The organism is Paenibacillus sp. 01T431 (genome assembly GCF_056398625.1).
This window is the reverse complement of the sequence record NZ_JBFTPT010000003.1, coordinates 249,519-260,015: the sequence shown is the minus strand read 5'-3', so window position 1 is coordinate 260,015 and position 10,497 is coordinate 249,519. Positions and strand designations below refer to the sequence as shown.

The window sequence follows — 10,497 nt, the reverse complement described above, 5'->3', positions numbered from 1 at the left end:
TTTGTTTATTGTAAATGATGGAATGGCGCCACCTCCCTTGGACAACAAAAAAAGACGACTTCTCACTCTATAATGGAGTGAAAGTCGTCTTCAATGTTCATTTTGCCTAACTATCCTAAATCCAATTCACATTGGTTTTACGCCTGCTTTTATGCTAGCTTTGGTTTGCTTTCTTAGCTTTCCCAATGGCTGTTTGAATATCAAGCGAAAGCTGATTAAGCTCATGATAGTCCTCTTTTTCAAATTTCTCGTTAAATTTCATTTGAAATTGAGCAGCTTCACGAACCCGATTATAAAAATACAAATCTTGAATGCCTTTAAGCACCTTCGAGACCACATTGGACTGCTCCTCGAACTCGGTCTGCGCATCCAAAATCTCTTTGCGTATGCTGGTCATTTCTGTATCCAGCTGTGATGCGGCTTCAGCCGCTTTCTTCAACCGCTCACGCACATCCTCAGGCAAGCTTTCTTTAAACTTGTAGTTTAATGAATGCTCGATTGTCGCCCAAAAATTCATCGCTAACGTCCGTATTTGAATTTCAGCCAACACGATTTTGTATCCTAGTGCTGTTTGAACCGGATATTCAACAATCATATGGTAGCTTCGGTAGCCGCTGTCTTTGAAATTCGTAATATAATCCTTCTCATATACAAGGGAAAGATCTTTACGCGTGCGAATCAAGCCAGCTACGCGGTGAATATCATCCACAAACTGGCACATAATGCGAATACCTGCAATGTCCTCTATACCCGTATCCAATTGATCCGAGGGGACTTTGAGACGCTTGGCCTTTTCCAGAATACTAGAAATTCGCTTAACCCGGCCGGTGACGAATTCTATCGGCGCGTAAGCTTCTCGTATCTTCAGTTCGACCCGCATCGTTTTAAATTTCACTTTAAGTTCTTCAACCGCTTGTTCATAAGGCTGTAAAAAAAGATTCCAGTCTCTACCGTCCATCCGGCCGCCTCCTGTTCTTAAACGTGATCTGCACCAACTGCTTCGGCAATATTGCGGTAGCCATCTTTGCGTAAACATTCCTTCAATCCACTCGTTAGCTCTCGCAGCACTCCAGGCCCTTTGTAAATAAGCGCCGTGTAGATTTCTACAAGTGAAGCTCCCGCGCGGATTTTATCGTATGCGTCTTGTGCTGTAAAAATGCCGCCCGAGCCAATAATGGGCAGCTTGCCCCCGGTTTGGCGATATACCGCCCGAATGACCTCCGTTGAACGATCTCGCAGCGGCTTGCCGCTGAGCCCGCCCGCTTCGCCAGCATTCGAATGCTGAAGGCCTTGGCGCGATAATGTTGTGTTTGTTGCAATTATACCTGAGACTCCGCTTTCCATAATAGTCGCAACGGTAAGCTCCAGCTGTTCATCTGTCATGTCAGGCGCAATTTTGACGAGAACAGGTTTTGCTTTTGCTCCTGTTTTCGCCGCTTGCGTGTTTATTTCCTTTTTTACAGCGGCAAGTAAATTTCTCAGTTCTTCACCATGCTGCAAATCACGCAAATCCGGGGTGTTCGGAGAGCTGATATTGACGACAAAAAAGTCGCCGTATGTATACAATTCGCGTATGCAGGTCTGATAGTCCTCATGGGCAAGTTCATTTGGCGTTATCTTGTTTTTGCCAATGTTAACCGCTATCGGGATTCTATTTATTTTGCGGCGTGACAGCTTCTCTGCCATTGCCGCTGTGCCATCATTGTTAAAGCCCATCCGATTAATAAGCGCTTTGTCTGATGGGAGGCGGAACAATCGCGGCTGCTCATTGCCTGCTTGTCCTTTTGGCGTTACCGTTCCTACCTCAGCAAAACCAAAACCTATGCTTGAGAAACCGTCCGCGGCTTTGCCGTTCTTATCAAGTCCAGCAGCAAGTCCGACAGGGTGCGGGAATTGCAGTCCGAATAGTTCTGTAGCAAGCTCAGGCGACTTTGCTACGCCATACATCGCATTCATCAGACCATTCAGCCCTGGAACTACACCGCCGGCAGCTAAGCCGTCAATCACAAGATGATGGGCCCTCTCAGGATCCATTCGAAAAAAAATAGGTTTTAAAATTGAAGAATAAATCAACTTACTCACTCCGATCTTAGATGTATGCTCTATCTGACAGTTTATCTTTTTTGCAGCAAAAAGAAAAGAGCCTGCACGCAAGGTGCAAGCTTCCATTGTATTGCGGCTTGTCTAGAAAACGATTACAATGAGATCATATTATTTATTACTATGAAATAGAGAGGTTGATTGACGATGAGTTCACCAAAAAGAAGACCGGCTACAATAAAAGCGAAACCGAAGGATGAAGTAAACAAAAAAGCGCTTGTATGGATTGGTTCAATCGTCGGCGTAGTTGTTGTAGCTGTCGCGCTGCTTCTTATTTTCACTTCGTAAGCGGTCTACGTCAACCATTTATAGATTTTCAAGGGATTGGTTTCGTTTTGGAGCGGCTCCAGCTGAAAGCGTTCTGCTGGCTGCTGCACCTTAGACGGAAGCGTCCCATTTTTTATTTTGACAACCGTTCCTAGCGGCACCATATCAAACAACTCCTCCACATCAGCTTTACCCATGCGGATACAGCCAAGTGATTCGTCCTTGCCAATACTGCCGGGTTCATCCGTTCCATGAATCGCGTACAGCGTATTCGATAATGTCATTCCTCGGCTTCCGAAGTTTCCATCGTCACGCCCATTCGGATTTCTAACCTTTTCACTTATGTAGAAGCTTCCCTCAGGCGTTGCATCGCCTCCGAGGCCCACCTTATAGCTGCGCACAATGATATCCCCTTGAATAACAGCAAGCCGATAACTCGCTTTATCTACCACGACCTCTAGCGGCTGGCTCCACTGTTTATCCAAAATTCCATTTGTGCCTACTATCGGACTCGTTCTTTTTTCAGTTTCCTCTTGCTGCTGATTTCCTGCTGCTTGCTCTTGCTCTTGAATTGAACTGTTTTTTTGTGCTTGCGCGGCTTTCAGCTTTCGCAATACAGCAGGAAACATAGAGCGCATACCGCTGCGTTCCCCGGAAAGAACATTGTTCGGATAAGATTGAATGAGATCATCCAGTTGCTCCGGCCACTTTTTATATTTTTTCTCATATTGATAGATGCCGCTTGCAAGCGTCCAGTGCGTCTCTTGCTGCACGCTCCATTCTTTATATTGTGCTGCTGCCGAGCTCGCCTCAGAAGGCTCACACTCGCAGGTAAGGCGGTCATACATCGTTACATCCAGCTTACTGCTTCCGTTTTCCTTTTCTATAGACATGAGCAGTCTAGTGTTCCCTGTCCATTTCCGCCAGCCCTCATCTTCCTCAAGGCGAGCTGCAATGGTATGAAGAGGTGCTTGCTTGCCGGCTGCAATGAGACTGTTCCATGCGCTGCCGACTGGATTTCGTTCTTTACGCGGTATAAACACAACGCCAATTGGATTCACTTCAACTAAGGCAATAGGCTCGGGCTGCTCTGGCCTTTCCTTGAATACGGAAGTGCTAGCTGGAGCAAACACTGCAACGAGCAGGAACAATAGAGCTAATGCTCCTAATTTGCGAGCTCGTCTTTTTTTCTTTTGCTGCAAATCCCAATCTTTAAGCAGCTGCAATTGATTTTCCGATAACGGATGACTTTCATGCTCGAAGGCATCGTATACTTCACCAGCTTGCAGGAAGCAATAATTCGCTTTGCCCTCCTTGCCAGCGAGCTTGTATTGCTTGCCTAACAAATACCATCCCATTTGGTTATCAGGGTGCTGCTTTACAAATTGCTTCAAATAAAAAATATCTTCCGGAGAGTCCATCCCCCATCCTCCCGACATGTGGTATATATCCTCTATATCGGCAGGCAGGGAGTTTGATTGTAATCCCGAGTCCATTTCTGTTATTGCTGCATATACAAAAAAAGCTCCTCACCGCTGCATAGGCCAGCGAGGAGGAACTTTTTTATCATCACTCAAAAATTAGTAATTAAAAGGAACGTCTGCAATTTTGATTGAATCTGTCGGACAGCCGTCAGCTGCATCCTGCAAATCATCGAACAAATCTTCAGGAATTTCAGTGTTGCCTGTATTACCGTCAGCTTTATAAATAACTTCTGCAAGACCTTCGTCATCATAATCATAAATGTCAGGAGCAGTTGCTCCGCAAGCTCCACAAGCGATGCACGTATCTTTTTCAACCCAAGTAAACTTACCCATGGAAATCCCCTCCCAAATAAATAAACGGAATAATCTCGTCTCTGTACAGTCAAGCTTCATTCATCAATATATAACAAACTATCGTCCTTTTGCAAGGATGTACCGCGAATTCGTTTATTCCTAATTAAGGTTGAAGGATCATCACCAAGCATTCCTGCCGTCAAAACAGCATCCTCTCCATACTTGTCGCGGAGCTGATCCATCGCTTTAGTCAATGCTTCTTTTCTCGGCTGTTTCTCGTAGCTGAACAAATCAAGCTGCAAGGCAGTTTCGGCAAGCAAAGTGAGGTTCTGGAGCGTTATGCCAAGCAGCCGAATCGGTTCGCCTTCCTTCCAATGCCGGTCATATAGCTTGCAAGCCTCCCTATAGAAATCTTCACTCGATTCCGTAGGTGCTGCAAGGGTGTGGGAGCGGGCAATCGTCGTCATATCCGGCTTGCGTATTGTGATTTGAACCGTGGTTGCGACCATCTTCTGCCTTCGCAGCCTGCGACCTGTCTGATCCGCCAAATTAAGCAGCACCCGGAAAACGTCGTCCCGCGATGTAATATCGCTTGGAAGCGTGGTCGTATGACCGATCGATTTGTTCCGTTCCCGATTTGGGTTAACTTCAGAATAATCTAGTCCATGGGCAGCTGATTTCATCCAAGAGCCAACTACGCCAAAATGCTTATTCAGCATCGTTTCTTCCGATGCCGCCAACTGGCCAATCGTCCGAATATTCAGCTTGCTAAGCTTATCAGCCGTTTTTTTGCCGATGCCAAACAAATGATCGCACGGCTTATCCCAAAGCACCTTTTGCACATCACGAATCCGCAGCACAGTCAGCCCGTTTGGTTTTTTCATGTCGGATGCCATCTTTGCAAGCAGCTTATTTGGAGCTAAACCAATTGAACAAGGAAGAGACCACTCAGACTTGATCCGCTGCTGCAGCGAAGCCGCAATATCAAGCGGCGAGCCGAACATTTTCGAACCGGTAATGTCCATATAACATTCGTCAATCGAAACAGACTCAACGAGCGGCGTATATTGTCTAGCGATTGCCATAAAGCCATGTGAATATTTGCGGTATAATGAAAAGTCCGGTTTGATTAATATAAGCTCAGGACAAAGTGTTAGTGCCTGTCTGACTGTCATTCCCGTCTTTATCCCTCTGCTCCGTGCTGCATAAGAACAAGTGACGAGGATGCCCTTTCGCTGCTCAACGCTGCCGGACACCGCAGTTGGTTTGTCCTTATATTTCTCCGGCTCCTCAGCCTCATGTACGGAACAATAAAAAGCATTCATATCTAAATGAATGATAACTCGGCCCTTAGCCGGATAGAACTCATTCGTATTCGTCATAATCGCGCAACACACCGCCTAACCTAAGCCATAAGCCTACATAAGCTTATCCACCCAAGCATACAATTCCAATAGGGTCAAGTCAACGAAGCACGCGTGAGCTGACAAAAATTCCTTTTGCCCCCTCTACTTTCAAGGCGACAAGTGTTATAATACTAAATTATGATTTGAAAAGGCATTCAGTGAAGGAGGCGTCCCGTTAATGACAAAAAACATATCTATATTCGATACGACGCTGCGTGACGGTACTCAAGGTGAAGGGATCAGCCTGTCGGCAGATGACAAATTAAAAATTGCCCAGAAGCTCGACACGTTGGGCGTTCATTATATTGAAGGCGGAAATCCTGGAAGCAACAGTAAGGATATTGAGTTTTTTCAGCGGATCAAAGCTTTCAATTTAAGCGCCAAAATTACTGCCTTCGGCAGCACTCGTCGCAAAAACAGTTTGGCAGAGCAGGATGCCAGCCTTGTTCGCATCGTGGAGTCCGGTGTTCCGGCCGCTACGCTTGTAGGCAAGTCATGGGATTTCCATGTACATACAGCCCTGCAAACGACTTTAGAAGAAAACATGTCGATGATTTTTGATTCCATTGCTTTTCTAAAGCAGAATCAAATGGAAGCCTTGTTCGATGCCGAGCATTTTTTCGATGGCTACAAGAACAATCCGGAGTATGCCATTGCTGTTTTGAAGAAAGCACAGGAGGCTGGCGCCAACTGGCTCGTCCTATGCGATACGAACGGCGGCACATTGCCTAGTGAAATCCATGAAATCGTTTCACGCGTGAAGCAGGAGCTAACGGCTCCTATCGGCATTCATACACATAATGACTGTGAGCTGGCTGTCGCAAACTCTTTAGCAGCAATCGAAGCCGGAGCACGTCAAGTACAAGGCACGATTAACGGCTACGGCGAGCGCTGCGGGAACGCGAACCTATGCTCCATCATCCCTAACTTACAAATCAAAATGAATTATGACGTTTTGCCAGAGGATAAGCTTCGCACATTGACGAGTACTGCTCGATATATCAGTGAAATTGCGAATGTCCACATGCCTGTTGGTCAAGCTTATGTCGGCAATGCCGCATTTGCTCACAAAGGCGGCATTCATGTCTCCGCCATTATGAAGGATTCCAAAACCTATGAGCATATTCAACCAGAGCTTGTTGGCAACAAGCAGCGTATTCTAGTCTCTGAGCTCGCAGGACAAAGCAATATCATATCCAAGGCGAAAGAGCTTGGACTTGATGTCAACGCAAATAATGAGAAAACAAAGCTCATTATGGATCAAATTAAAGAGCTCGAGCATCAAGGCTATCAATTTGAAGGCGCCGACGCTTCCATGGAGCTGCTGCTTCGTGAAGCATTCGGCAGTGAAGTAAAAGAATTGTTCAAGGTTGAATCCTTCAAAATGCTCGTAGAAAAAACAAACGGCCAAATGATTTCAGAAGCGATTGTAAAAATCAACGTTGGCGGCCAGCAAGTTTATATGGCTGCTGAAGGCAACGGACCTGTCAACGCCCTCGATAACGCCCTGCGCAAGGCGCTGGTGCAGTTTTATCCGGAAATCGTTGATATCCATCTATCCGATTATAAAGTCCGTGTAATCGACGAGAAGGACGCTACAGCAGCTAAGGTGCGAGTTCTAATCGAGTCGACTGGACTAAACAATACGTGGAGCACAGTTGGCGTATCGAACAACGTTATCGAAGCAAGCTGGGAAGCTCTCGTAGACAGCATTCGTTATGCCCTGCTTAACATGGTAAAGGTTGACAGCACGTTAGTTGATCCTCACGATCGCATGGGCCTTGTCAATCATTAAAACAACAAAAAGAGTCGAACAGGCTGTTCACGCCTGCTCGACTCTTTTTTTGTTGTTGCTGCCGACTACATCCATTTCTCAATCATGCGTTCCCACTCCGCATAAGGAATGACGCCATTGATCCGCTCTCTAATGACACCCTCACTGTCAATAAGGAACGTTGTTGGAAACGTATCTACCTTATACTGCTTCGTCACATCGCCCACCCGATCCATTAAGATTGGAAACGTGAACTCATATTCTTTGACAAAGTCTCTAGCTGCCCGTTCTTTATCGAATTTCGTAGCATTAACGCCAACGAGTGAAATTTTTTCCCCGTATTGCTCATGCAGCCGCTGCAGATCCGGCGCTTCCAGCTCACAAGGGCCACACCAAGATGCCCAGAAATTAACGAAGGTCAGTTTATCCTGTTTGCCCCCTATTTCATAGGACTTCTCATCAAGATCAGGGAGTTTAAAGGTTGTCGCTTGAAATCCTGCTTTCGGCTTAAAATCGACTGAAGTGGCTGCTAGCGCTGCTGAATCCGAGTCATCATTTTTATATTGAAATACAGCTAATCCTGCAAACAGCAACGCAATCGTAAATAGTGCTGCGACACGCTTCATGAGGTTCCATCCTTTTTTTCACATTTTCAAATGCCTATATCGCTTCATGGTATCATGCACCGTATAGAAGCTCAATACACAGGACAAATTAGCCATCAAAACGTCATTTTTAAAGAAATGGTTCTTATCTATTCTCTGACGACTATTATGGGTAAGTTAAGTATTATTCATACCCAGCCTTATTGAAGTTAGCGGACTTAAGCCTATTTCGTTATACTTAATTCATTCGCATTATAAAAAAGGAGGCATTGTGTTGGAATCACAGCAAACGCGTGGATGCATAACCAAATCGGCATACGAGCGGCTTATTCAAATATGTGCGGATGCTCAACCTTTAGAGGCATGCGGCATTATGGCAAGCAGCCAATCCTTACATTCCATTGCCACTGATCAAAATGAAGCCATTATAGATATCGTTATCCCCATAACTAATAATCATAACGATCCCATGCATTCGTTCTCGTTTGACCCGACCGAGTGGACCGCTGCTTATTATGACATGCAAAAAAACCGACAAACGCTTGTCGGCTTATTTCATTCGCATCCGCGTACTAAGGCTATTCCGTCTTCTAGCGATACTGACGGTTTCCTGCCCGCTTCGGAGCTTTCCTATTGGATTGTTTCACTGGAGAACATGAAATCGCCTGACGTTAAGCCCTATCGCCGCTCGGAAGGTTCATTTATTCCACTGCAGCTAGTGCTTGCTTAAGTAGGCATACAGATCGCCGAGTGTCGTAATATTTCGTTCCAAAATACGCGTCAAATAGTTCCGCCACAGCTTTGCTGTCATGATTGAATCCTGCAAAGCATGATGCCGCTCTGTAATTGGAATACAGCAGCTCTCAAGCAAATCATCGAGACTGTATCCTTCCAGATTGGGCTCGAGCCATTTGGCCACCATCATCATGTCCAGCACTCTGTGGTTCAAATTAATCTTTGACGTCCTCCACAATGCCGCGTTCAGAAATTGCTTATCGTGGCCGGAAGCATGAGCGATAAGCAGCCTTCTGCCGACAAACTCCATAAAATCATGAAGCACCTGCATCAAATCAGGAGCATCCTGTACCATTTCATTCGTAATGCCGGTTAGTTCGACTATCGCTTTCGGAATTCTTCGTTTAGGATTCACGAGACTATAGAAGGTTTCACTTTCAACAAGTTCGCCATCTCGAAACAATACAGCGCCAAATGAAATAATTTCATCTCCGTTATTCGGATAAAAGCCCGTTGTCTCTAGATCAAAAACAATGACCTCCAGCTCTCGAAGAGGCATATCGAACATTGACTGCTTGCGCTGCTCTTTGTTGACATTCCGAATAAACGCCATTTGCTGCGCATTTTGCGAGCCTAGCATAGAAGCGATGGCAGGCGTAAATCCTCCCATTTTGTATAGGTTCCACATGCGACCGACGCCTTTTTGTTCCTTCATTTCTCCACCGCCTTACGTAAACCTGCCCATTGTTTGCTTAAAAACCGTTCGTTGCAGCCTCTTGCCAAGACGCAGTCCGCTCTTAAGCTCATCCGTCATTTCCTTCGTAAGCTTATGGCTCGACAGCTTTCCATTGTTGGCATATAAGCCATCTGCGTTTTTCTCAGTCGTCATTAGACGGAGCCGGAGAAAAATCCGAAAAGCTTGATCATAAATAGCCCCGTCAGCTGATGACATCTTCCCTGCCTTTACAAGCATTCTAATTCTTTCAAGCGTAGAGGTTTCACGGATGCCTTCTTGTATGGATAATAGCCGAATCGAATTAACCATAGGAATATAGGCGCCATATTTAATATCCAAGCTTCCCGCTTCCTCGCCATACTGCTCCTTTAGCAATTGGCCAAAAAAGCCTAACAGCACCTTATGCCGAAGCGTATTATCCAGCATCCGCTGCAGGATGATCTGGTGGTTAAGCATATCAATAAAAAACAATTCTTTAAGCTGTTCAACGAGCTTATAATCACCGTAAATACAGCGGCCATCAGCAATAATAAGCAAATAGCGCACTGCCTCCCAAGCAGGCTCTTCAAACCAAGCACCCAGTTTAACGCCCCACTCCGAAATGGACAAACACCAGTCGGAGTTGCTGCTAAGCACATTGCCCTCACAAGGCGGGTAACCTACATTTTGGAGATTTTTTACAATGAGCGCACTTAAATTCAAAAAATAGTTCTTAACTTCTGTTGAATCAGCCACTGGATCCTGATAGACAACTCCGCTGTCTTGATCGCTTGACAAAGTTTGCTCTTGCCGACCGCCGCTGCCGAACAATACATATGCGTAAGGCACGGGGGGAGAACCATTCCCCCTCCGTGCCATTTCCGCTTCTGCGAGGATAATCGAGCGCTGAATCACCGCATCGTGCACCTCATTTAATTGTTCATTAAATTGTTCGACTGGACGCGTTGGGAGAAGAGCCTCCATATGCTCGTGAACCTGATCCCGCAAGTTTCGCAGCCTATCCACATGATCAGCTGAACCAATCTGCTTAAGCAGCTGCAATCGCACCGGATCACTCATGCGACGCTCTCTCCTTTCGGTCAGTCCATCGCGTATC

At 45.8% G+C, this 10,497-nt stretch carries 11 protein-coding genes; 3 read left to right on the top strand and 8 right to left on the bottom strand.

Going from position 1 to position 10,497, the window contains the following annotated elements:
* Positions 1-154: 154 nt before the first annotated feature.
* Entirely contained in the window at positions 155-958 is an 804-nt protein-coding gene (yjbM, locus tag AC1DM9_RS06280; RefSeq protein ID WP_076266843.1) for a GTP diphosphokinase, read from the bottom strand.
* A gap of 17 nt (positions 959-975) precedes the next feature.
* Positions 976-2,073 carry a quinone-dependent dihydroorotate dehydrogenase gene (locus AC1DM9_RS06275; protein ID WP_477551473.1) on the bottom strand — a complete coding sequence of 366 codons (1,098 nt, stop codon included), beginning with the start codon at positions 2,071-2,073 and terminating at the stop codon, positions 976-978.
* A 174-nt stretch (positions 2,074-2,247) separates the two neighbouring features.
* Here AC1DM9_RS06275 and AC1DM9_RS06270 point away from each other — a divergent pair, with 174 nt between their 5' ends.
* Positions 2,248-2,388 carry a hypothetical protein gene (locus tag AC1DM9_RS06270; protein ID WP_179089760.1) on the top strand — a complete coding sequence of 47 codons (141 nt, stop codon included), beginning with the start codon at positions 2,248-2,250 and terminating at the stop codon, positions 2,386-2,388.
* 5 nt (positions 2,389-2,393) lie between these two features.
* Here AC1DM9_RS06270 and AC1DM9_RS06265 read toward each other — a convergent pair whose 3' ends face one another.
* From AC1DM9_RS06265 to AC1DM9_RS06255, 3 genes are all read right to left on the bottom strand, one after another.
* Positions 2,394-3,788, bottom strand: a complete 1,395-nt coding sequence (locus AC1DM9_RS06265; RefSeq protein ID WP_477579102.1) for a L,D-transpeptidase — start codon at positions 3,786-3,788, stop codon at positions 2,394-2,396.
* A 159-nt stretch (positions 3,789-3,947) separates the two neighbouring features.
* The gene (locus AC1DM9_RS06260) at positions 3,948-4,184 is read right to left on the bottom strand and encodes a ferredoxin (protein ID WP_053376893.1); all 237 of its coding nucleotides are present in this window, start codon (positions 4,182-4,184) and stop codon (positions 3,948-3,950) included.
* 56 nt (positions 4,185-4,240) lie between these two features.
* The gene (locus tag AC1DM9_RS06255) at positions 4,241-5,527 is read right to left on the bottom strand and encodes a DNA polymerase IV (protein WP_441881032.1); all 1,287 of its coding nucleotides are present in this window, start codon (positions 5,525-5,527) and stop codon (positions 4,241-4,243) included.
* Between the two features lie 202 nt (positions 5,528-5,729).
* Between AC1DM9_RS06255 and cimA the strand changes: the two genes are divergently transcribed.
* Positions 5,730-7,346 (top strand): citramalate synthase, encoded by a 1,617-nt coding sequence (gene cimA / locus AC1DM9_RS06250; protein ID WP_076266839.1) that lies wholly within the window; start codon positions 5,730-5,732, stop codon positions 7,344-7,346.
* Between the two features lie 65 nt (positions 7,347-7,411).
* Here cimA and AC1DM9_RS06245 read toward each other — a convergent pair whose 3' ends face one another.
* Entirely contained in the window at positions 7,412-7,951 is a 540-nt protein-coding gene (locus tag AC1DM9_RS06245; protein WP_441881031.1) for a TlpA family protein disulfide reductase, read from the bottom strand.
* Positions 7,952-8,204: 253 nt separating this feature from the next.
* Here AC1DM9_RS06245 and AC1DM9_RS06240 point away from each other — a divergent pair, with 253 nt between their 5' ends.
* The gene (locus AC1DM9_RS06240; RefSeq protein ID WP_441881030.1) at positions 8,205-8,660 is read left to right on the top strand and encodes a M67 family metallopeptidase; all 456 of its coding nucleotides are present in this window, start codon (positions 8,205-8,207) and stop codon (positions 8,658-8,660) included.
* On the opposite strand, the gene AC1DM9_RS06235 is transcribed toward AC1DM9_RS06240, so the two are convergent.
* Together AC1DM9_RS06235 and AC1DM9_RS06230 are read right to left on the bottom strand one after the other, a co-directional pair.
* A complete protein-coding gene (locus tag AC1DM9_RS06235) occupies positions 8,646-9,380 on the bottom strand; it encodes a 3'-5' exonuclease (protein ID WP_076266836.1) in 735 nt (244 codons plus the stop codon). The two genes, AC1DM9_RS06240 and AC1DM9_RS06235, sit on opposite strands and share 15 nt — an antisense overlap.
* A 12-nt stretch (positions 9,381-9,392) precedes the next feature.
* Positions 9,393-10,460, bottom strand: a complete 1,068-nt coding sequence (locus AC1DM9_RS06230) for a DUF294 nucleotidyltransferase-like domain-containing protein (protein WP_441881029.1) — start codon at positions 10,458-10,460, stop codon at positions 9,393-9,395.
* Positions 10,461-10,497 lie beyond the last annotated feature (37 nt).

Coding starts and splice junctions, on each gene's coding strand:
- AC1DM9_RS06245 (WP_441881031.1), bottom strand. CDS start 7,951: ATGAAGCGTGTCGCAGCACTATTTACGATTGCGTTGCTGTTTGCAGGA.
- AC1DM9_RS06270 (WP_179089760.1), top strand. CDS start 2,248: ATGAGTTCACCAAAAAGAAGACCGGCTACAATAAAAGCGAAACCGAAG.
- AC1DM9_RS06255 (WP_441881032.1), bottom strand. CDS start 5,527: ATGACGAATACGAATGAGTTCTATCCGGCTAAGGGCCGAGTTATCATT.
- AC1DM9_RS06230 (WP_441881029.1), bottom strand. CDS start 10,460: ATGAGTGATCCGGTGCGATTGCAGCTGCTTAAGCAGATTGGTTCAGCT.
- AC1DM9_RS06265 (WP_477579102.1), bottom strand. CDS start 3,788: ATGGACTCTCCGGAAGATATTTTTTATTTGAAGCAATTTGTAAAGCAG.
- AC1DM9_RS06260 (WP_053376893.1), bottom strand. CDS start 4,184: ATGGGTAAGTTTACTTGGGTTGAAAAAGATACGTGCATCGCTTGTGGA.
- yjbM (WP_076266843.1), bottom strand. CDS start 958: ATGGACGGTAGAGACTGGAATCTTTTTTTACAGCCTTATGAACAAGCG.
- AC1DM9_RS06235 (WP_076266836.1), bottom strand. CDS start 9,380: ATGAAGGAACAAAAAGGCGTCGGTCGCATGTGGAACCTATACAAAATG.
- cimA (WP_076266839.1), top strand. CDS start 5,730: ATGACAAAAAACATATCTATATTCGATACGACGCTGCGTGACGGTACT.